This is a genomic window from Hydrotalea sp. (genome assembly GCA_030054115.1).
Classification (GTDB): domain Bacteria; phylum Pseudomonadota; class Alphaproteobacteria; order JASGCL01; family JASGCL01; genus JASGCL01.
On the sequence record JASGCL010000002.1, the window covers coordinates 17,311 to 38,856 of the forward strand.

Annotated in this window: 18 protein-coding genes; 7 read left to right on the plus strand and 11 right to left on the minus strand. The window is 44.9% G+C overall.

Features of this window, described 5'->3' with window-relative positions:
* The first annotated feature begins 161 nt into the window (after positions 1-161).
* The gene (gene ribB / locus QM529_00830) at positions 162-1,337 is read left to right on the plus strand and encodes a 3,4-dihydroxy-2-butanone-4-phosphate synthase (protein ID MDI9313211.1); all 1,176 of its coding nucleotides are present in this window, start codon (positions 162-164) and stop codon (positions 1,335-1,337) included.
* 19 nt (positions 1,338-1,356) lie between these two features.
* A complete protein-coding gene (locus tag QM529_00835) occupies positions 1,357-2,142 on the plus strand; it encodes a class I SAM-dependent methyltransferase (GenBank protein ID MDI9313212.1) in 786 nt (261 codons plus the stop codon).
* 93 nt (positions 2,143-2,235) lie between these two features.
* On the opposite strand, the gene QM529_00840 is transcribed toward QM529_00835, so the two are convergent.
* Positions 2,236-2,994 (minus strand): ParA family protein, encoded by a 759-nt coding sequence (locus tag QM529_00840; protein ID MDI9313213.1) that lies wholly within the window; start codon positions 2,992-2,994, stop codon positions 2,236-2,238.
* A 212-nt stretch (positions 2,995-3,206) separates the two neighbouring features.
* Here QM529_00840 and argF point away from each other — a divergent pair, with 212 nt between their 5' ends.
* The gene (gene argF, locus QM529_00845; GenBank protein ID MDI9313214.1) at positions 3,207-4,109 is read left to right on the plus strand and encodes an ornithine carbamoyltransferase; all 903 of its coding nucleotides are present in this window, start codon (positions 3,207-3,209) and stop codon (positions 4,107-4,109) included.
* 35 nt (positions 4,110-4,144) lie between these two features.
* On the opposite strand, the gene QM529_00850 is transcribed toward argF, so the two are convergent.
* Positions 4,145-4,753 carry a Maf family protein gene (locus QM529_00850; GenBank protein ID MDI9313215.1) on the minus strand — a complete coding sequence of 203 codons (609 nt, stop codon included), beginning with the start codon at positions 4,751-4,753 and terminating at the stop codon, positions 4,145-4,147.
* Positions 4,754-4,845: 92 nt separating this feature from the next.
* Positions 4,846-5,751: a pyruvate, water dikinase regulatory protein gene (locus QM529_00855; GenBank protein MDI9313216.1), complete on the minus strand. Its 906-nt coding sequence runs from the start codon at positions 5,749-5,751 to the stop codon at positions 4,846-4,848.
* 698 nt (positions 5,752-6,449) lie between these two features.
* Between QM529_00855 and QM529_00860 the strand changes: the two genes are divergently transcribed.
* The 3 genes from QM529_00860 (at position 6,450) to QM529_00870 (ending at position 10,789) form a co-directional block, all read left to right on the plus strand.
* Complete coding sequence (locus QM529_00860; protein ID MDI9313217.1) at positions 6,450-7,844, plus strand: aromatic ring-hydroxylating dioxygenase subunit alpha; 1,395 nt, start codon at positions 6,450-6,452, stop codon at positions 7,842-7,844.
* 253 nt (positions 7,845-8,097) lie between these two features.
* Complete coding sequence (locus tag QM529_00865; protein ID MDI9313218.1) at positions 8,098-9,591, plus strand: 3-hydroxyacyl-CoA dehydrogenase NAD-binding domain-containing protein; 1,494 nt, start codon at positions 8,098-8,100, stop codon at positions 9,589-9,591.
* Positions 9,592-9,619: 28 nt separating this feature from the next.
* On the plus strand, positions 9,620-10,789 hold the full coding sequence (locus tag QM529_00870; protein ID MDI9313219.1) for an acyl-CoA dehydrogenase family protein: 1,170 nt from the start codon (positions 9,620-9,622) through the stop codon (positions 10,787-10,789).
* 51 nt (positions 10,790-10,840) lie between these two features.
* On the opposite strand, the gene QM529_00875 is transcribed toward QM529_00870, so the two are convergent.
* Positions 10,841-12,013: a hypothetical protein gene (locus QM529_00875; GenBank protein MDI9313220.1), complete on the minus strand. Its 1,173-nt coding sequence runs from the start codon at positions 12,011-12,013 to the stop codon at positions 10,841-10,843.
* Positions 12,014-12,134: 121 nt separating this feature from the next.
* On the opposite strand from QM529_00875, the gene QM529_00880 reads away from it, so the two are divergent.
* Positions 12,135-14,297 carry an acetate--CoA ligase family protein gene (locus tag QM529_00880; GenBank protein ID MDI9313221.1) on the plus strand — a complete coding sequence of 721 codons (2,163 nt, stop codon included), beginning with the start codon at positions 12,135-12,137 and terminating at the stop codon, positions 14,295-14,297.
* Here the strand turns inward: QM529_00880 and QM529_00885 are convergent.
* From QM529_00885 to QM529_00915, 7 genes are all read right to left on the minus strand, one after another.
* Positions 14,294-15,121 carry a hypothetical protein gene (locus QM529_00885; GenBank protein ID MDI9313222.1) on the minus strand — a complete coding sequence of 276 codons (828 nt, stop codon included), beginning with the start codon at positions 15,119-15,121 and terminating at the stop codon, positions 14,294-14,296. The genes QM529_00880 and QM529_00885 overlap by 4 nt on opposite strands.
* Before the next feature lie 3 nt (positions 15,122-15,124).
* Complete coding sequence (locus QM529_00890) at positions 15,125-16,123, minus strand: DNA adenine methylase (protein ID MDI9313223.1); 999 nt, start codon at positions 16,121-16,123, stop codon at positions 15,125-15,127.
* Between the two features lie 122 nt (positions 16,124-16,245).
* Entirely contained in the window at positions 16,246-17,427 is a 1,182-nt protein-coding gene (gene queG, locus QM529_00895; protein ID MDI9313224.1) for a tRNA epoxyqueuosine(34) reductase QueG, read from the minus strand.
* 15 nt (positions 17,428-17,442) lie between these two features.
* Positions 17,443-17,895, minus strand: coding sequence for a hypothetical protein (locus QM529_00900; GenBank protein MDI9313225.1), 453 nt, complete (start codon positions 17,893-17,895; stop codon positions 17,443-17,445).
* Positions 17,896-18,048: 153 nt separating this feature from the next.
* The gene (locus QM529_00905; protein MDI9313226.1) at positions 18,049-18,756 is read right to left on the minus strand and encodes a class I SAM-dependent methyltransferase; all 708 of its coding nucleotides are present in this window, start codon (positions 18,754-18,756) and stop codon (positions 18,049-18,051) included.
* Between the two features lie 4 nt (positions 18,757-18,760).
* Positions 18,761-19,516 carry an FkbM family methyltransferase gene (locus QM529_00910; protein ID MDI9313227.1) on the minus strand — a complete coding sequence of 252 codons (756 nt, stop codon included), beginning with the start codon at positions 19,514-19,516 and terminating at the stop codon, positions 18,761-18,763.
* Positions 19,517-19,540: 24 nt separating this feature from the next.
* Complete coding sequence (locus QM529_00915; protein ID MDI9313228.1) at positions 19,541-21,514, minus strand: hypothetical protein; 1,974 nt, start codon at positions 21,512-21,514, stop codon at positions 19,541-19,543.
* Positions 21,515-21,546: the final 32 nt, after the last annotated feature.

The window sequence follows — 21,546 nt, forward strand, 5'->3', positions numbered from 1 at the left end:
GGCGACCGCCATTACCTACATGGAATGTCGCAATAACAATGGCACCAACAACGGCGGTGTTAACCCGGTTCTGCACGGCGTGGGCGAAGACCGCAGTATCGATGTATCATCATTGAAAGCTATCGTTTCGGCCACCAATCGATTCCTAAGGGATAAATAACATGGCCGACAACAACCGCGATAATATCGAACAGGCCTTGGCCGCGCTAAAGGCTGGCAAAATGATTCTGGTTAAGGACGATGACGACCGCGAGGGCGAGGGCGATTTAATCGCCGCCGCCAGCACCATGAGCGAGGCCGCCATGGCATTTATGATACGCCACACATCGGGGATTATTTGCGCGCCATTAACGCCGCGCCGCGCCAAGGCACTCGCCCTGAATGAAATGGTGCCCGGCCAACATAACGACGCGCCGCACCAAACCGCCTTCACCATTTCCATCGACGCCAAGGAAAACCTGACCACCGGCATCAGCGCGAAGGAACGTCTAACCGCGGTGCGGTTATTGGCCAACCCAAATGCCTTGGCCAATGATTTTGTGCGCCCCGGCCATGTCTTCCCATTGATTGCCAAACCGGGCGGGGTGTTGACCCGCGCCGGCCATACCGAGGCGGCGGTGGATTTAACCGCCATGGCGGGCCTGCCCGATGTTGGTGTGATTGGCGAATTGGTCAATGACGATGGCACGGTGAAAAAGGGCAAGGAGCTAACCGATTTTGCCACGACCCATGACCTTATCACCCTGACGATTGCCGAGATTATTAGCCATCGGCAAAGCCGCGAGCAATTATTAACCATGACCGAGCAAAAAAATATCATGGTCGGGGTAGCGGGCAAGGATGTGGCGGCGACGCTGTTTACCTATCAAACCATATTTGACAGGATGCAACATTATGCCTTGGTGTTTGGCGCGGTCGGCGGCGATGCAAAAATTACGACGCAACAGCCGGTGATGGTGCGGTTGCAGGTTGAAAACCTGCCCAACGATGTTTTTACCACCAACAATGATTTGCAAATGTCGCTGGGCATCTTGGCCAAGGAAGCGGCAAGTAAGCCGGCGGTGTTAATTTATTTGCGCCAGGGTGCGGTTGGCGTGGCGGCGCACCGTGACCATGGCCATGATAATGCCGACAATGACGGCGACAAAAACAAACCCCACGGCGATAATAACCAAAGCCACCAGATGCGCCAAACCGCGTGGCGCGAGGTTGGCATCGGCGCGCAGATATTAAAACAACTTGGCATAACACGCATCAACCTGTTGGCGCGCCACGAAAAACAATATCTTGGCCTGTCGGGTTTTGGCCTGACCATCGAACAATTTACGAAATTATAGTTGCTATTTTGTTCTTTTTATGAATTTGCCATCATCCGCGCCGCCGCTTGCCGACCAGCAATTAAAAAACTATTACCATCTGTTAGTCGCGTGGAATGACAAATTGAATCTTATCGCGCCGCAACAAATTGCATCGTTCGATTATTTTAGGCAACATCACCTGGCACCATGTTTATGGTTGGCCGAGGTGATTGGTCGCGATTTGGGCCTGCCCTCAACCAGCGAAGCGATAGGGCAAACCATATTGCCCTCAACCAGCGAAGCGATAGGGCAAACCATATTGCCCTCAAACAGCGAAGCGGTAGGGCAAAATAATCGTCCTCAAGTAGCGTCAGCGGTAGGACAAAATAATCGTTTCATCGATTTGGGTTCGGGCAATGGCTTGCCGGCGATTCCGCTGGCCATCCATTGGGGGTTTTATTTAGCGGCGGGCGACAAACCCATAACCCCCAGTTTCATCATGGTGGAAAAAACAAATAAAAAGGCCGCGGCGTTGCAGGCGATGGTGGGCGACCTGCGGCTGAACGCCGCGGTGGTGGCGCGAACAATGGTGGAGGTCTTACCCGACCTTATCGACCAACAACGGCCGGGGTTTATCACCGCGCGGGCGTTGTTGCCCTTACCGAAACTTTTGCCATTGTTGTCGCCGCTGGTGCCAAAACATTTACCGCTGTATTTGTTAAAGGGGGCAAAAATTAACGACGAATGGCGCGATGTAAAAAACAGCGAAAAACAAAAATGGCGGATGGATATTCTAGCCACCAACCACGCCGGCGGCGTGGTGGCGCGGTTGGAAAAAAAATAACGCCTCCGCACAAAAACCTTACCTATTATCGGTAAGACCAATGAACATGCCTGGCCTAGCTAGTGGCAACTAAATTGGTTCTAGGCCTACGGCCTAGTGGCGCGCCAAGAATTCCTTGGCGAGGGCAACATGGGCGCGCGCGCCGGCCGATTTTAAATCGTAAAGCAAAACCGACTTGCCGTGCGACGGCGCCTCGGCCACCTTCACATTGCGCGGCACCACGGTTTGGTAAATTTCTTTTTGGAAATGTTGTTTGACATCCTCCACCACCGCGCCGGTCAAATTGGACCGCTCGTCATACATGGTAAAAACAATTCCCTCGATACGCAAATTTGGGTTGAGGTTTTTTTTGACCTTCTGCACCATTTGCAACAGGTAAGATAACCCCTCCAGCGCGTAAAATTCGCACTGCATCGGTATCATCAATTCATTGGCCGCCACCATGGCGTTGACGGTCAGCAAATTTAAACTTGGTGGACAATCGATAAAAACAAAATCATAATCTTGCGCCACCGATTCGATGGCGTTTTTCAACCGCAACTCGGGTTTTTCGGTGCCGTATAATTCATGGTCGAGCCCCGCCAGGTTAAAGGACGAGCAAACATAAAACAACCCGGGCACCGCGCTTTTCATCATTGCCTCGCGCATCGATGTTTGGTTGGTCAGGACCTCATAGATCGTTAGGGTTTGGTTGGCCGGCACGCCAAGGGCGGTGGCGGCATTGCCCTGGGGGTCGAAATCAATCACCAACACGCGTTTTCGGCTGGCGGCCAGGGCGGTCGCCAGGTTGACGGTGGTGGTGGTTTTCGCCACCCCGCCCTTTTGATTGGTGAATGCAACCGTTATAGCCATGGCAAAATCTTTAGACTTTTTTTAACCTTTAGCAAAGACAAATATATTATGGGCGATTGTTTCACGGGAAACATAATATTTGCCCTATCGCTAGCGCTACTTGAGGGCATTATTATTCGCCCTATTTGTTTACGCTATCAAGTTGCGCAATCAAGTTGGGCAAATTTATTGTCTAGTTTTGACAAACATCGTCAAAAGTTCTAAAAAGTGCAATGACGCAAAAAACCACCAAGCATTTTTTGGATATTATCGACCTTGACCGCGCAACATTATTGCGGCTGGTCGATGTTGCGCGCGCCATGAAGCAAGCCGTCCAGCAACAAAAATCGCCCAGCACCCACAATTACGCCCACAAAACATTGGTCGGAATTTTTGATAAGCCATCAACCCGCACCCGCATCAGTTTTTACATGGCGATGAATTATTTGGGCGGCAAATTCATGTCGATAACCGGCGGCGAAATGCAATTGGGCCATGGCGAATCATTAAGCGACACGGCGCAGGTATTGTCGGTGCTGGCCGATGGCATGATGATACGCACCTATCACCATCAAACGCTAAAAACCCTGGCCCAACATGCGACCATTCCGGTTATCAACGGCCTGACCGACGACAGCCACCCCTGCCAAATCGTCGCCGGCTTGCTAACGATTTTAGAAGAATTCGGCGGGTTTGACGATGTCTCCCTGGCCTGGGTCGGCGACGGCAATAACACATGCCAAAGTTGGGTTGAGGCGGCGGCGGTGCTTGGCCTGCCGATGGTGGTGGCCGCGCCAAAACAATATGCCCCAAACAACCTGCCAAAAAATATCGCCTTAACCGACCAACCGGCGGAGGCCATCAAGGGCAAAAAAGTCATCATCACCGACACCTGGGTTTCGATGAACCATTCCGACCGCGCCGCAAGGTTGGAAAAATTCAAGGGCTTCACCATCGATGAAGCCATGATGGCGACCGCCGATAAATCCGCGATATTTTCCCACTGCCTGCCCGCACACCGCGGCGAGGAGGTTACGGCCGGCGTTATCGACGGGCGGCAATCGCGCGTCCTGCGCGAGGCAGAAAATCGCATCTACGCCCAGATGGCGATAGTCGATATGTTGTTTTTTGCGTAAGATTTTGGTGGGAATCGAATGTTTCCCGTGAAACATTAACCTGCCATCAAGCGCAATTGGCGGAGAAGCGGCAACAGGGGCAAGCCCAAAATCGAAAAATAATCACCCTCAACCCGCGAAAACAAATGCGCCCCAAGCCCCTCCAATTGATAGGCCCCGACCGATAACAAGATGCCATTGCCGGCGCGGGCAATATAATTATCGATAAACACCCCATCAAATGCCCAGCAGGTCATGGCCGGTTTTTCCAGCACGCGCCAGGTCGCCATGCCGCCCTGATACATCACCAGGGCAGTCGCCAAAAAATGGGTCTTGCCGCTAAAGGCCGAAAGGTGATTTTTTGCCTCGGCCAGGTTTTTTGGCTTATCGAACCAAATTTCACCGCCGCCGTCTTTTAGCAATAACAACAATTGGTCAGCCCCCAGCACCAGCGCATCGGGCTGTTGCTTTGATATTTTTTCGGCCTTTAATTCGGCCAATTTCATCGCCACATCTTCGCCCCGCGCCCCGGCCGCCTGCATTGCTTTTTTAATCGCGGTTTCGTCAACATGCGCCGGCACGGCGGTTACATCCAACCCCGCGCCGCGCAAAATATTTAACCGGCTAAGACTGGCCGAGGCCAATATAATTTTTTTTTCTACCATTTGCTTTTGTTCTTATTGCTCGCTGTTTTATTAATCATCATGGGCCTGCTGGTTTTTTTATCCTTGCGGGGGTGCCTCGCGAATCCCCCCGATTACTTCGCGTCATTCGCCGCCGCGTCGCTCGCGTCCTGGCGGTCCTGCCATTTCCTAACAATATGGGCGGCGGTTTCTTCTATCGATTTATGGGTAACATCGATAATCGGCCAATGTTCTTGATGGCAAAGTTTTTTAAAATCCTCGCTCTCGGCAATGATTTTTTCAATATCGGTGTAACCGCTGTAACCAACCTGGCCCAATAAATTAAGCCGCGATTTCCTAATTTCCAACAAATCCTCGGGGCGTTTGGTCAAACCGACTATCATGGTTTTTTGCCATTTGCCATTTTTGATATTGGTCGACAAATCAAAAATTTGTTTCGGCAATTGCGCGCGGGTTAAAAAAGGAATATTGGCCACCTTTAACCCGCGATGATTGGCAAGGTAAGAAGCGGTTGGCGATTTTGAACTGCGCGACACGCCCAATATCACCACGTCGGCCGCGATTAAGTTTTCGACATTCATACCGTCGTCGTGGTTCTTGGCGAAATCCATCGCCTCTATCCGTTCGAAATAGGCGCGATCCAAACTATGTTGCCCGCCCGGGGTCGATTTTTTTTGCGTCAATAAACTTTCGGCATGGAACACCATCGCGTATTTATTTATCAACGGGTTTAACACATCGATAACCGGTATGTCATGTTTGATGGAAAACTCATCCAACATTTTTATCAAATCTTGCTCGACCAGGGTATAAAGAATAAGGTCGGGGCGTTTTTTTTCCTTATTGATTTTGCCGTCGATTTTCGCCAGCATGGCCTCCAGCGCCAGTCGACTGCGAATCAGCGGCTCCAATTCATCCTCAATCGGAAAGGCAAATTGCGCCTTTACCGCCGCCGCCAGCGATTGCAATGTCTCGCCGGTCGAATCAGAAATCAATAAAACTTTTTTTATGTCGGTCATTTTAAAATATACTACCTGTTTAATGGTTTGTTTGGCAACCAAATTACCCGTGATGAGGCCATGTTAATAACAATGTAAAATCCATGGGACAACCTTATCATAATCCATGGTTTTTTGCTTTGGATTTTTTATTGGCAAAGTTATTGCTGATTCGCGCCCGATTCGCACCGAACCTATGGTGATTTATTCGCTTGGTTATTAACAAAAAGATTTTTTAACAACCTGTTGATATGTTTGTCATTATCATCGTGTTTGATTGATTTTTATAATATTTATTGTTTTTGCTTAATCATTTGATTTTTATATTGTTTTTAAAAACTATCTTTAAAAATCAAACGCTTAAATTATGCATCGCGATTTTTTTATTAATGGCTTATCCATTGTTTTTTTGGTCACCAGTAACGTATAATAATAATTTTATTTAATAATAATATTAATACTGTTATTTACGATATTGATTGATTGTGAAAAAGGCAAAAAACTTTAAATTTGACAAAATGGGCTTTTTTCTCTAGAATTCGATTAATGGGTTTTTCTACCAATCGTTATCGATTGTGATATAAGCCCATCAGAACCACTAATTTGGTTAATATAATCCATATAAATTCTTAGGGTTATATTATGAAAATCATTATGAGGTGCTAAAAAACAAGTATAAAAAATAAATTCTGAGAACATAAGCGAAGGTGGGTATAAAGATGACTAAAAAATGGTTAGATAATGATGACACAGGTCAAGGCGACATAAACAATCAACAACATATTTCTGGCGGCATGGTGGACACCGGTGCCGGCGCAACCAACCCTGAGGTTTTACGCGAATTTGAATCCTATTTAATTAATAAGACCGAACCGAAAGCATTTTTTAAAACCAACCAAGACCGTTGGGGTTTGCCTGGTTGGACCTATCATAACAAGGATTTAACCGAGTTAGAAATTAAAAAAGTTTTTCGCACCCATTGGCAAATTGTTTGCCATGTTAGCAACATTCCAAAACCGGGCGATTTTATTACCGATGAATTATTGGGCGACCGGGTGCTGGTGGTGCGCGGCAACGATAATGAAGTGCGGGTGTTTTATAATGTTTGTCGCCATCGCGGGTCAAACCTGGTGGAGCGCGACCATGGTAATTGCGGCCGAATTTTAACCTGCCCATTTCATGGCTGGACCTATCACCTTGATGGCTCGCTGATGGGCGTGGCGCAAACCGGCGCCTATGACCAAATCGATAAAAAGAAATTTGGCCTGAAGCAGGTTGAGATGGAAATCTGGAAAGGGTTTATTTTCATCCGCTTTGAAAAGGGGCCGCAACCATCGCTGGCTGAAATTTTTGCCCCCTATGAAAAATTGTTCGAGGTTTATCAGCTTGATAGCGTGGTGCCGGTGCCCAGTGCCAGTGGTAAGGGCGATATGCTCGGCAATGAAACCTTAAACGCCAATTGGAAATCGGCGCGCGATGTCGATAACGAGGGTTACCACGTGGCCAAGGTTCATACGTTCTTACGCGATCTTTATGGTAATCAATATTCGGAAGATGAATATAACCAACAAACCGGCGTGTCGTTGGCGCGTGGTATTTTTTTGAAAGACGAAGAACGCCAACCGCAATATTGGTCGGTGCGCGCCTATAAAAACGCGGTGAAACGCGCCAAGGCGATTCCGGAAAAAACCAAGGGCGTGTGGTTTTATGTCGGGTTATTTCCCAGCAATGTCATTCAACTTTACCCCGAGGGTGTAAGTTTTTACCAAGACATTCCGGTGCGTGCCGATTTTTGCAAGCAACGTTATGGTTATTACAAGGCGTCGAACGTTGACGCCGAGTCAAAAAAATATGTTGATTTGGCGGCCAAGGTTGGGCGGCGGATTGATAAAGTTACTTACGAGGAAGACCGCATGTTGTCGATTTGGTCTTACGAGGGGCAAAAGTCGGTTTCTTTCCCTGGCGCTTATCTTTCCAATTTTGAATCAAACGTCAAGGCGCATCAATTAATTATGCAACGCCATTTGCCGGTGATGACAATGGTCAAGGAGCCAAAAAACCAAGATATCGAAGAATTGAATAACCAGCTATTGGCGCGGTTGCAAAATCGTTAGCATTGATAATTGCCGCGTTTTTTTTAGCTTCCCATATTTTTTGAGTTTACATGGCGGGTGATGGAATGGGCGATGGAGCGGCTTGGCATTATTTGTCGCAAAACAAATGGTGGCTTGCTAGCGGTTGCAATTTCTAGCGGGCTTTGGTAAATCCGCGGGGCAGTGGCGGACAAGGCGGGACAAGGCGGGACAATAATGATGGGACAATAAAATTGACGGGCGGCACGGCCTAAAAATCCTGGGAGGGAAAACAATGCGTCAAGTTAAAACATTGGGGCTCATCGGCGGTGGTGTTATCGGTGGTGCCTGGGGCGCGCGCGCCATTATCCACGGTTTGGACGTGGTGTTGTTCGACCCCGCGCCGAATGCTGAAAAATCATTCATGGCGATTTTGAACAATGCGCGTTTTGCCTGGCAACAGATGACGATGAGTCCATTGCCCAAGGAAGGTTCTTTCAAATTGGTGTCGTCGTTGCAAGAATTGGCGAAGGTCGCCGATTGGGTGCAGGAATCGGCCCCGGAAAACCCCGAATTAAAAACCAAAATCATGGCCGAATTGACGGAAAGCCTGCCGGCCGATGTTGGCATTGGGTCGTCGACATCGGGCATTTTGCCGTCGATTTTTCAGGCCAAGGCCAAACACCCCGAACGTATTTTTGTCGCCCACCCGTTTAATCCGGTTTATTTGTTGCCGTTGCTTGAAATTTGCCCGGGGGGCAAAACATCGAAAGAATGGTTGCAACGCGCCAAGGAATTTTATGAAACATTGGGTTTTCAACCGCTGATGATGGACCGCGAGGTTGAGGGCTTCATCGCCGACCGCTTGATGGAAACCCTGTGGCGCGAGGCATTGCACATGATAGAAAATAACGAAGCCACCGCCGAACAATTGGACGATGCGGTGCGGTTCGGTTGCGGTATCCGCTGGGCCTTCATGGGGACATTCATGACCTATCGCCTGGCCGGTGGCGAAATGGGCATGCACCATTTTATGAAACAATTTGGCCCGGCGTTGGAATGGAATTGGACAAGGTTAAAGGCACCGCCATTAACCGATGAATTGTTGAATAAAATTGTCGCGCAATCAGACGGCCAGATGGAAAATTCGACCGATTGGAAATCAAAAAACCTGCGCGATATGGAACGGCAAAGGGATGAGGCGATTATCGGTATCATGCAATCGCTCCGCACGCTCGACATGGCGGCCGGCAAAACATTAAAAAAACATGAGGACCGGCTTTACGCCCTGGCGCATCGCCAAGAAACAAAAATCGACGACAGCAAACCCTTGCCATTATTTGCCAACATGGTTTTGCCAAAATGGGTCGATTACAACGAACATATGACGGAATTTGCCTATTTGGAAAATTTTGGCAATGCGACCGACGCGGTTCTGCGCCATATCGGCATGGACGCCGCCTACATCGCCTCGGGCTTTAGCTTCTTCACCGTCGAATCGCATATTTGCCACATTGGCCAGATGCGGGTGGGCGAGCGATTCCAAATTGTCAGCCAAGTATTGGGCGGCGGCGATAAAAAATTGCGCCTGTTCCACCATATGTATAAAATGGACGGCGACAAATTGGGCGCGGTGGTGGCGACGGCCGAACATTTCTGCCTGCATGTTGACCACAAAACTGAAAAATCTTGCGCGGCGCACGAACCGGTGTTGTCGAAACTGCAAAAATTAATTGCGGCGCAAAGCAACCTGGCCATGCCCGAACGGGCGGGGCGCAAAATCGGTTAGGTATTTTTTTTAAAGAAAGGTTATCACCATGGATTTCACATTAAGCCAAGAACAAGAAATGATCGTAAATACGGTCAGAACATTTGTTGAAAAAGAATTCTACCCGTTGGAGGATGAGGTCGAACGCACCGACCGCGTGCCCGCCGAATTGGGCAAGGCAATACAAAAAAAAGTTAAGGACTTGGGGTTTTACGCCGCCAACATCCCCACCGAATTTGGCGGCGGCGGGTTGAACCATTTGGAATTTACATTGTTGGAACGGGAATTGGGCCGCGCCAATTACGGCCTGGCGACCTATTTCGGTCGGCCATCGGCGATTTTATGCGCCGGCACGCCCGACCAGCAAAAGGATTATTTGGCGCCATGCGTCGCCGGTGAAAAAATGGATTGCCTGGCCATGACCGAACCCGACGCTGGTTCCGACGTGCGCGGCATGAAAACATTTGCCAAGCGCGACGGCGATGATTTTGTTATCAGCGGCACCAAGCATTTTATCAGCCACGCCGACATTGCCGATTTTGTTATTTTGTTTGCCGCCACCGGCGAGGAACAAACCAAAAAGGGCACGAAAAAAATCATCACCTGTTTTTTGGTGGATAAAGGCACGAAGGGATTCGAATGCCTGCCCGGTTACAAATCGGTGTCGCACCGCGGTTACCACAACAGCATTTTAAAATTCGACAATTGCCGCATCAACCAGCGGCAAATTTTGGGCGGGGTGGAGCGCGAGGGCATGGGGTTTGACACCATGAACAAATGGTTATACGCAACCCGCTTGACCGTCGCCACCATGGCGGTGGGCCGGGCGCGCCGCGCGTTTGACCTGGCGTTAAATTGGGCGGCGACCCGCAAACAATTTGGCCAAGAAATCGGCAAGTTCCAAGGTGTCAGTTTCAAATTGGCCGAAATGATAACCGAAATCGATTGCGCCGATTGGTTGACCCTGTCGGCGGCCGACCGGTTGGACAAGGGGATGGACGCGAATCGCGAGGTTGCATCGGCCAAATATTACGCCACCGAAATGTTAACCCGCGTCGCCGACCAGGCGATTCAAATTTACGGCGGCATGGGGTTGATGAACGAAATTCCGCTGGAACGAATTTGGCGCGACAGCCGCGTTGAACGTATTTGGGACGGCACCACCGAAATTCAAAAACACATCATCAGCCGCGAACTGCTAAGGCCATTGGGGGCATAGCAGGGCGCGCCCTGCACCGGGCTTTTCCGCTTTGTGATTATGAGGTTGCGGTTAGATTATTGATACTTTGATAAGATGGCTCCATGATTCGTGGATATTAAACTTATGCGTCGTCGTTTTTGTTTGCATATCCATATGTAATGTTTCTAGCCTCTCTGATAAAGTATTTATAGGGAGAAGCCTTTTGAGTATTTCGTGGCAAGTTATTCTTATATCTTCTTTGAGTATAATTGAGAATCTTACCTCATCTTCAGATGCATATTTTTTATGTTTAATAAATGAAGGCATTAATAAGAAAAACAACGATGCACGAAAATTATTAGCATATTTTGATTTAAGAATTTCATCAGGAAGCAATTTATCGGTAGGCAATCCCAAGGGTTTTTTTATAGGCCCAATTATTTCATTTTGCGTCTTATTAATATCATCAAGCGGAACAGATGATAAATTATATTTCACATATTTAAAAAAATAATCTTTAATTATTGATATATATTCATCAATAGTTTCATAATATTTTATTTTTTTTATCCAAATATGAAAATCATTATTTAGATTTGCAATTATTAACCCGTCTTCTATATTTGCATCATCAGTTAATGATAATTCGGCTTCTTGAATAATGTATTTTGTTTTATCTATTTCTTTAATTTTTTCTTTCCAGGCGTCGCCATTGTCATGATATGATGACACATATAATTTTTCTAGAAGAATTTGAAATATTTTTAGATTGATAGACAACTCATAATCAATATGGTCTCTATTGGCTGATAGAAATTTAAAAATATTTTTATAAAATTGTTTTTCAATATTTATTTTATATTCCAGATATTTTTTTGTTAATTTAGCCTCAAAGCTTTTATTAAGCTCATAAATCATCTCTTCCTCAGTCGCAAACCTTGGTATTATTTTATTATTTTCATTATCATAATCATAAAAAAATAATACAGCTATAAACGCTTCGTGACAGTTCTTGTCTATAATTTCTTTTGTTACGACCTTATTTTCTGCTGCTGGCATGTAAAAATCTGTAAAAAACATATATCCAAAATAAATATCTTGAAAAATTTTGATTTGCCTATTGTATTCGTTGCCATCAACATCGCCATGTTTTGCATTGGGGTCATTCATTTCTCGATGTTGGCGCAAGTTACGCGCAAAAATATCGTATGATTTTTCCCCTTCTTTTAATTTGGGTATAATTCTGTAGAGTGTTTTTTTCATAACCCAAGCTAACCATGATTCCACCATGCCGTGCAACTGGTTTTTGTAAATCAAAAACCAGTTGAAAAAATGGGTCGGCTGTTTTATGGCTGGGGTGCATAAAAAAATACATAAAGCCAAAATGGAAAAAGCCAAAAAAGAAAAATTTTCAACCGCGCGGTTGCAACGGCTGTTCGCGCCGAAATCGATTGTCGTTATCGGTGGCACCTGGGGCACCCGCGTGATTGAGGAATGTAAAAATTCCGGTTACGCCGGAAAAATCTACGCCATTCACGACCAGCGCGATGAAATGGCCGGCGTCAAATGTTACCGGTCGGTCGCCGATTTGCCCGAACCGCCAGACGCCTGTTACATCGCCATCAAGCATGAAAAAACAATCGAGATTATAAAACAACTAAACGATATTGGCGCGGGCGGCGCGGTGGTGTTCGCCGCCGGCTTCGCCGAAATTGGGCCAGAGGGCGTCCTGCGCCAACAACGCCTCATCGCCGCTTGCCAAAATGAAAAATTGGGCGCCATGCCATTCGTCGGGCCAAATTGTTACGGCATCATCAACATGAATTTGGGGTCGGTGATGTGGCCCGATTTCCAAGGCCTGACCCGCCTGGCCGACAACCAACGCGGCGCGGCATTGATAACGCAAAGCGGTAACATCGGCATCAACCTGACCATGCAACGGCGCGGCTTGCCCATTTCATATATGATGACCATGGGCAACCAGGCGATGGTGACAATCCCCGATGTGATGCGCGTCATGGCCGACGACAAAAATGTGTCAGCGATTGGTTTGCATATCGAGGGGTTTGGCGACGTGCAGGATTTTATCGACGCGGTGCGTTATTGCCACGAACGCGGCAAATCGGTCGCGGTGTTGAAAACCGGCCTTTCCAATTTGGGCGCGGCCCTTACCATGTCGCACACCGCGTCGTTGGCCGGTGGCGGCGGCGCGGCGGCGGCGTTTTTGCAAAAAATTGGCGTGCCGCAATTGTTCGACGTGCCCGAATTTTTGGAAATGCTAAAATTGCAAATGGCCTTTGGCTTGAAAAAATTGCCACGCCATAAAACCACGCATCACGGCAACCACCATGGCAAAAACGACATTCGCGTGATTTCTTTTTCTTGTTCGGGGGGCGAGGCAACCTTAATCGCCGACATCGCCGATACCCTTAACCGCACCGCCGCAACCCACGACATTGCATTCCCCCCCATGCCCGACAAGGTGAAAAAAAACCTGGACGAATTGCACGCCGGCCAGGTCGCCCTGAACAACCCGTTCGATTATCAAACCTATATCTGGGGGAATAAGGAAGGGTTGAAAAAAAATTTCGCCATGGCGTTGGAAACCGATGTTGATTACGGCATTTTGATTCTCGACACGCCCAACCGCGCCGGCATGGACGCGTGGGGGTGGCGCGACACGCAAGATGGTTTTGTCGCCGGCGTTGCCGCCCACAATCGGCGTGGCATTGTGCTGGCCAGCCTGGTCGAATGTTTGCCGGCCGAAAATGCTTGCCACGAATTATTGGCGCAGGGCATTGCCCCCTTGGCCGGGATTGAAACCTGCCTGAAACTTTTGCCATTGTTGGAATTGACGCCCGATTATTACCAACCGATTGGTTTGGCAAATGGTTTGGCGAGCGATGGCACGGGCGATAAAAAAGAAAAAATGTTGGATACGCCATCGGCGCGCGCCTTGCTTGGTGGGTTTGGGTTGAATTTCCCAAAAAGCCAGATGGTCGATGCCAAAAATTTTGCCGCCGTGGTGAAGGATTTTAAAAAACCATTGGTGTTAAAGGCCGAGGGTATTGCCCACAAGACCGAGGCCGGGGCGGTGCGCTTAAACCTGACCGACGACGCGGCGATTGCCAAATCGGCGCAGGAATTATTTGCCATCGCCGATAACATAACCATCGAGGAAATGATGGTCGATAAAAAATTGGAATTGATTTTGGGCGTCAACAACGACGCGGTGGTGGGCATGGCGTTGATTATTGGCGAGGGCGGCATTTTAACCGAACTGCGCGCCGACCGGATTTTAATCCCCCTGCCGACCAGTGCGGGTGAAATTGAAACCGCGCTCCAGCGGTTAAAAATTTACCCACTGATGGCCGGGTTTCGCGGCCAAAAACCATTGGCGATAAAATCGGTGGTGGCGGCCGCCATGGCAATAAATAATTTTGCCGTCAAGCACCAACATGAATTGGTAACGCTCGACATCAACCCATTATTGCTGTCAGAAAATGGCGCGGTCGCGGTCGACCAATTGGTGGTGTTAAAAGGCTAAGAAATTTTCTTTAAGAATTCATTATTTTTTCGCAAGAATATTTTTTGCGAACTCCCATAAAATAATATCTTTCCAGCAAGGATTTCCCCCGAATTATTTATTGATTGCTTTAATAATAACAACGTTTTCTTTTTATAAAGCCAAAACTTTATTTCTTTAAAATGTATTCTTGAGTCATTTCTCATTTCTATCTCGCCCAAGGTGCTTTTTTTATTATCTGTTATTGTTTTAAAAATAACCTTTTGTTCATGGAATTGACCTGGTTTTAGCTTTTGATTGTTATTAGAAGGATTAGAGTTTTCAACTATAATATTTTTTGTGAGAGTTTCTAAAACATCGTCGCGTGGAAACATGTGAAAAACATTATTATCTTTTATTGTGAGATAATTTATTTGCCGTCCTTCAAAAATTGATTTTTCTAGAAAGGATTTTAATCTATGCTTCTCTTGCAATTTTTCTTTTATGGAACGCATAATGGGTCTTAATTTTTCTTTGCTGATGAATTTATTTTTTTGATAATCTTCAAATGTGGCAGGAAAACTAGCGATAGCCGCCACCATTAATTGACCTACACCATTCATGGTTTGAAATTGATTATCTGTTGCAAATCGCGTTTGACGATATAAAAAAATTTGCCATTTTTTTGCACCAGATTTAACCGAATGCCCATCGCCATTTTTATCAATCACATCTTTTTTATCTTGGGGATTATTTTGGTATTCGTCTTCTACACCTATTAACTGTGCAAATTCTTTAGCGTCGGCATGCCCTTGCCGCTTAACGTGGCTAGCATGCGCCGAGGTCATTGCTCGCTTCTTTGCCATTGTTTATGAGGCTTCTTTTATAATTAACAATTCATGTGATTTTTTTACATGGCTTAACGTGCCGCTTTCTATTCTATTAAACCCAATGCGAGTTTCACCTTGGCCCATTGTATATTGCCACGCTACCTCTATTATTTTACAACCGCTATATAAATTTCTTACCGCTGAACAATCATTATAAGACAAAAGAAAACCACCACGGTGTGCTAGTAATAATTTTGCTAATTGATTGTGGTCAAAATTATTATGGTGAATTGGAAAATTTCTTTGCGGGTAAATACCGCGAAACATTTTACTATCACCCGTCAAATAGTAAGGTGGGTCAGCATAAATAAATTCATATTTATGATAAGGTATCGTATCAATAAAATTACCAACTTCTACCGACAAATTGGGCACATGAAAATTTTCTAATTTATTTAATAATTTATAATATTTTTTTTTATCTTGATAAATTTTTGACATCCAACCCAAAAATCCAGGGCCATAAGATAAATTATGATTAAAATAATAATGCGTTGCCAATGATAGCGGCGATAAATATTTTTCTTTTTTCCAATGGGCGTTTAATTCTTTTTTTATTTCCACATATTTTTCAGGTGAGGGCGCCAATTGATATAATGTTTTAATTAAATCCTCTTTATTATGAAGCAATTCTTGCCAAAAATTTATAAGAATATCAAAAGTATCATAGGCTTTTACTGGCAAGCCAAGCTCTTTTGCCAAAGCTACTTCTACCGATCCACCGCCCAAGAAGGGAGACATAATAGATTTAATTGATGATGGTATGTTTTCAACGATAAGACCAACAGCAAGGCTTTTACCGCCAGCATAGCGAATCGGCGCGCCCAAATATCTTTTGTATTTATTTTTGCCGCCCTTGATTGATAAAAGAAATTCTTTTTTTCTTTCTTCTAATCCAATAAGATTATTTAGCTTATCAAATTTTTGACGAAAAAGGGGTGCGAAAGATTCTATTTTTTCAATATTTTCTCTAACCATAGTCAATACCCTATAACCTTATCATCATACTATTTATTGAATCTTTTACTTAACATTATCAAGTATTATTTTTAAAAAATTGTTAATTTTTTTCAGTTATATGAATCAAAGTAAGAACGATTCTAATCCCGCCACTCGGCCGCAACCATTGGGTCGGGTTCTTGCGGCAAGTATTTTTCTTTTTCGCTGTGAAATATATTGCCATCGGTCTGGTCGGCGGCGGCAATGGCGCGCAAACACCACACGGCCGCGCCGCGCACCACCGCCACATCATGTTGCAACAACCGCAACACCAGTGGCAGGAATCGCCCCCGCGCCATTTCATTGCCCGCCCCCGCCCCGTCATAAAAATAATTAGCCAGCACGATAAGCGCGTTGCGTTGCAAGCGGTGCAACCCCAAACGTTTGATGGGCGATTGCGAAAATCGGTTGGTGAAGGTTGCCCCGTCCATGGTTAGGATGTCGCCCAAGCCCAGGCCGGCTGGCCCCTGCAACCGCGCATCTTTTTTTAAATTTTTTGCGCTGGCGGCAAATTTGTTAAATGGGCAAACCGCCAAGCAAATGTCGCAACCAAATATCATGTCGCCAATTTGGCGGCGAAATTTTTTATCAATCGCGCCATGGTGTTCGATGGTCAGGTAAGAAATACATTTCCGCGCGTCAAGTTGATATGGCGCGGGAAAGGCCGCGGTCGGGCAAGCGTCAAGACATTTGTGGCACGACCCGCAAGAACCGACCGGCTGGTTGTTTTTTGCATCATCGCCGTTTTTATCATCGCTTACCTCAACCGATAATAATAATTCGGCCAAAAAAAACCAATTGCCAATATCGCGCGACAGCAAATTGCTGTGCTTGCCCTGCCACCCAATGCCGGCGACGGCGGCCATCGGTTTTTCAAAAAATGGCGCGGAATCGGTAATGGCGCGCGATGCAATATTTTGCGCCCGCAACCAATCTTGCACCCTGGCCAATTTTTCCTTTAACAGCCGGTGGTAATCGACCCCTCGGGCGTAACGCGCCACCAGGCCATGCGGCGCATCTGGCGCGCTATGGTTTGCCGATTGGTCGTGGTAGGGGTGGGTCAGCACCAATATCGATTTGGTTTCGACAAAAATATGCTGTGGGTTGATGCGCGCCGCCCGATGATTGGCCAACCACGCCATGTCGCCATGGTAACCACGGGCAATGTAATCGTCGTATTTTTTTACAATGTCATTTGGAATTTTTATCGGCGCGACGGCGACATGATAAAACCCCAAATCAACCGCCATCGATTTAATATCGGCCAGCCGAACCATGGTCATGGTTTTTTGCATCGCTTAGGGCAATTCTTGTTTTAATTTTTTAAGGGTTTTTTTGGCATTGTGCAGTGCGTTTGTTGCCGCCGCCGATTGGTCCCATGCCCATGCCCGATGGGCGATGATGCTAATAATTTGACGCGTCGATTTGTTTTTGAATTGCGGTTGGTTTTGCACCCACAAAACAAAAATCACGAACAAACCGGTCATCATGACGCCGCAAAAAAAATAAAACCACGCGATGGTGAATTCGCGCCATCGCCAACGGCTTTTAAAAAACTTATCCTGCGCCGCCAGCCAGGTGCCAACTTTTTTGAGCGATGGTTTGTGGTAAAGCGCGCGATAGGGCGGAATCGGGTTCACGCTGATGCGCGGTCGCCGCCGCGTAAAATAACGCGGGATGAGGCCTTGGAATCCAGGTTCGGATTTTTGCCCACCGGTTTTACCAAATATATTGGGTTTTTTGCGTGCCATGGTTTTTTTCGTCCTTGAACGTTCTTGAACGTTGTTTAAACAACCTAACAATAATCGTTAAGTAAATCAATCGGCGCAACCTTGCCATAATTGGTTGCCCGCCATTGGCGATATCTATTTTAGCCTTAACCTAATCGATATAATAAAAAGCAATTATAAATTAAAACAATTTTTATCACGGTAAAAGAAACTACATTGTTCAAAATGATATAACCACGGATAAAGAGAAGTGATATCTAATTTTTTAAAACCATTTTTTATTAAAAAGTCGAACCCCGGCTGATATTCTTCTCGCTGACTATTGTCAACCAATATAACGCCATCGGGCGCTAGGTGGCTCAAGCAAGCTTTCATTGAATCAACGCGTCGCCTGCCATCAATTATAACAAAATCATATAATTGGTCTAATTTTTTAATCGCCAGCGGATAATCATTATCTAATTGTTGATATATGAGTGATATATTTTTAATTCCTAATTTGTTTATTCTATTTTTTGTTTTTTCATAAAAATCTTTATCGTGTTCTACTGATACTACCATTTTTACTTTTTGCGACCAAAATATGGTTGACGCGCCAGAACCATATTCAAAAATGGTCATATTTTTTTTCAATCGAGATTTAAGAATTTCAATCGCTGAGTAGGCTAGCCAAGGAAGGCAATCTTCAATTTTTTCCACTTCTTCAAAAGGTCGCGACAAGGATTCAATCCATAATTTTAAATGAGGATGCCAGGCCTGTTTGTCAGCTGGCAAAGCCAAAGAAACCCTATCATTGGGCAAAAAAATTACATTAAGGCGAGCCAATTTTGCCAATAACAGAATTATTTTTCTGCATAAGAATTTGATTATTTTTTTTATCATTTATTTATAATGTTTCATATAGATTTATATCACAATAAATTTCTGAATTATATAATTTTGATATCAAATGATAGTTTTTGGCTTCTAGAAAATCTTTTACACTATTGTCTTTATTTTTGAAACCCGTTTCAATGGCGACAACAAGTGGCCGCCATTTTGTAAAATCAAGCGACATAATAACATCCTTGTCCAACCCTTCGATATCGATGTTTAAAAAATCAATTTCTTTAACATGATGTTTTCTTAATAATTCATTAATGTGGGTTTTTTTTCTTTTTCTTTTATATAATTTTTTAAAACCAAGCTTTTCAAGCTTATCTATTCTTTCAGGGTCAGCCGTGTTGAGCGCGCCGTCTTCAAAAAATGTAAATTCAATAACTTGAGGTGTGCTATCGCCACCAATAAATGTCAATAAGCTTTTATCTTTAGGAAGATATTTTTTACATAAGGCAATTGACCGATTATCAATATCAATATTAATACCATGAAACCCCTTTTTATATAGGCTATAGGTATTAGAAAAACGAAATGGATGATGACAACCAATATTTATATAGAATCCTTTTGTTCTATTTGAAAAAATTCTATCGGCAATAATTAGGTCCTCCCCCTCTTGTGACCAAGAATCGTTTCTATTTACCTCTTGCGGCGTTAAGAAAGCTAAGACAGCCCCCGGATCATTATCAAAATTTAAAATCGTATCAAGTCGTCGGATAGAGTAACCTAAACGATGAATAATTTTTTTTATTAAGCTTTTCATAAGATTGCATCAATTTCCGTCATGTTAGCCCTTGTTGCCCTGTTGCAATAACAATATTTGCCCGCCATTGGCAAGGGTTTTAACATTGCGATAACAATAGGTTTGCTGGCATGGGGCATTTCCCTGTAACACATAATGGTTATAAACCATTTTTTCTTTTTCGCCCAGTAAGCGACTCAATGCTGGTGGCGCGTCCCCTTCCAGCAAATAATAATAATGAATGCCGGTTGGTTGGTCAAATGGCGGGGTATGGCGCGCCGATAATAAAATAACCAAGGGCAAATCGTTGGCAAGCGACGCCAAGGCCGGTATCTTGCCGAGGTTGCCGTTATACAGGTCGCCGAAGTAGTAAGTGCCGGCAGCACCATTTTTTGTCACCGTGCCACTGCCGTTAAACCAGATAATATTATATTTGTCGGTGCTGGTTGGCACGAACAAAAAATCGGGGTCAAAGATAACATTAAATTTTTTATTATTTTTATTATATTGCTCAGCCAAGAAGGCCAAAACATCATTGTAGGATTGCAAATTGTTCTTGTATTCTTGTGATGCGCCCTGTTGCCGCAGGTAATAAAAGGCATAAAAAGTTCGTTGCCAATTTTGCACCATAGTGATTGAGAGCAAAAACAATATAGAAAATAAAAAAATATTTTTTTTAGAATCATTGGCATGGTTAAGAAAATGATGTTCCAGCAATATCACAAACCCAACCATCAAGAGGGCGGTGCCAACCGCCAAATAATAGGAATTAAAGCGGCCGCCAATAAAAAAAATAATTTGCAATAATAACAATGCCCCCAAGCCCATGATAAAAACCCCATAGCGTATTTTATCATCCTTGATAATTGTAGAAATTATTTTTTTGTTTTTATTTTTTAACCAATAACCAACAATAAAAACAAACATGGCAATAAAAAAGATAGCTGTAAATTTTAATAACATAGCTAGCCATATACGTGCTGTGTGGTGATTTGCTGTCGCGCCATCATAAATCGCCGCGCCGCGCGTTTGCAAAAACCAATCATGCGGCGCGTGCAATAACGACGATAAAAAGCCAATATGGTCAAGCTGGAGCCCAAAGACAACCGCGATGGCAAAAATACCAATGAAACCAAATGCCGTAAATAATTTTATGGTTAGTAGCGTGACCGAATTTATTTTTTGCAACCATGTTGTTATCGTTAAATAAATAATCATCGCAGGTAATAAATAAACAAAAAATGCCGGAAACATCAAGCACAGGCCTAAGAAAAAGAAAAAGATGGCGACCACGATGTTATCGGCAATAGAAGAAATTATTTTTGCTTTTTTTATATCAACATAGAGGCCGTAAATAAAAAATATGGGCAATAGGGGTAAAATAGAAATTTTTACACCAAAGGATAGACCTAAAAACACCCAGTAGAATTTTTTTAAGGTAAAGTTATATTTTTTAAAATGATATAAAAATAATGACAAAAATAATAATTGATAAGGTTCTGGCTTGGGCAAGGCAACGACATAATTGAACATCGGTAAGGGTAATAATAAAAGTAAGAGCCAGGCGCGCGCCGCCTTGGTTTGAAAGAAGCAAAAGCTTAATGACAATACGGCGGCCAAGTAACTCAAGGCTTGAAAAAAACGCATTGCCATAATTTGGCCGGGCTCACCCCATAATTTTTCTGGCAAAATCGAGGCAATAAAATCGCCTTGCCAAAAACCGCCATAAACAAAATGCACCGGCAGTAACCAACGCGTGATAAATTGTAAAAACCCAGTGGTATGCAACAGCTGTTGCACCTGGTCAAACAAAAATCGCTCTTCGGTGAAAAGCAAAAATGCACCGGCGGCGTAAGTGGTTTGGGCAAAAATAATCAACCCCAGCCAACCGGCGACTGACAATATAACAACAATATCCCAGCCAGGCCAATTGTAAAATTGGCTGGATAAAAAATAAGCACGCCGACCACGACGAGGGCGCGCCGCGTTAAGAGACCTAACGACGCGCGCCCTCTGCATAAAATGATAATGGTGACGAAGCCGAAGAAGCC

Excerpts from the sequence above, each read along its gene's own strand:
- argF (MDI9313214.1), top strand. The coding sequence starts at position 3,207 with ATGACGCAAAAAACCACCAAGCATTTTTTGGATATTATCGACCTTGAC.
- QM529_00880 (MDI9313221.1), top strand. The coding sequence starts at position 12,135 with ATGGAAAAAGCCAAAAAAGAAAAATTTTCAACCGCGCGGTTGCAACGG.
- QM529_00850 (MDI9313215.1), bottom strand. The coding sequence starts at position 4,753 with ATGGTAGAAAAAAAAATTATATTGGCCTCGGCCAGTCTTAGCCGGTTA.
- QM529_00900 (MDI9313225.1), bottom strand. The coding sequence starts at position 17,895 with ATGGCACGCAAAAAACCCAATATATTTGGTAAAACCGGTGGGCAAAAA.
- QM529_00885 (MDI9313222.1), bottom strand. The coding sequence starts at position 15,121 with ATGGCAAAGAAGCGAGCAATGACCTCGGCGCATGCTAGCCACGTTAAG.
- QM529_00870 (MDI9313219.1), top strand. The coding sequence starts at position 9,620 with ATGGATTTCACATTAAGCCAAGAACAAGAAATGATCGTAAATACGGTC.
- QM529_00840 (MDI9313213.1), bottom strand. The coding sequence starts at position 2,994 with ATGGCTATAACGGTTGCATTCACCAATCAAAAGGGCGGGGTGGCGAAA.
- QM529_00910 (MDI9313227.1), bottom strand. The coding sequence starts at position 19,516 with ATGAAAAGCTTAATAAAAAAAATTATTCATCGTTTAGGTTACTCTATC.
- QM529_00905 (MDI9313226.1), bottom strand. The coding sequence starts at position 18,756 with ATGATAAAAAAAATAATCAAATTCTTATGCAGAAAAATAATTCTGTTA.
- QM529_00890 (MDI9313223.1), bottom strand. The coding sequence starts at position 16,123 with ATGGTTAGAGAAAATATTGAAAAAATAGAATCTTTCGCACCCCTTTTT.
- ribB (MDI9313211.1), top strand. The coding sequence starts at position 162 with ATGGCCGACAACAACCGCGATAATATCGAACAGGCCTTGGCCGCGCTA.
- QM529_00875 (MDI9313220.1), bottom strand. The coding sequence starts at position 12,013 with ATGAAAAAAACACTCTACAGAATTATACCCAAATTAAAAGAAGGGGAA.
- QM529_00835 (MDI9313212.1), top strand. The coding sequence starts at position 1,357 with ATGAATTTGCCATCATCCGCGCCGCCGCTTGCCGACCAGCAATTAAAA.
- QM529_00915 (MDI9313228.1), bottom strand. The coding sequence starts at position 21,514 with ATGCAGAGGGCGCGCGTCGTTAGGTCTCTTAACGCGGCGCGCCCTCGT.
- QM529_00865 (MDI9313218.1), top strand. The coding sequence starts at position 8,098 with ATGCGTCAAGTTAAAACATTGGGGCTCATCGGCGGTGGTGTTATCGGT.
- QM529_00860 (MDI9313217.1), top strand. The coding sequence starts at position 6,450 with ATGACTAAAAAATGGTTAGATAATGATGACACAGGTCAAGGCGACATA.
- queG (MDI9313224.1), bottom strand. The coding sequence starts at position 17,427 with ATGACCATGGTTCGGCTGGCCGATATTAAATCGATGGCGGTTGATTTG.
- QM529_00855 (MDI9313216.1), bottom strand. The coding sequence starts at position 5,751 with ATGACCGACATAAAAAAAGTTTTATTGATTTCTGATTCGACCGGCGAG.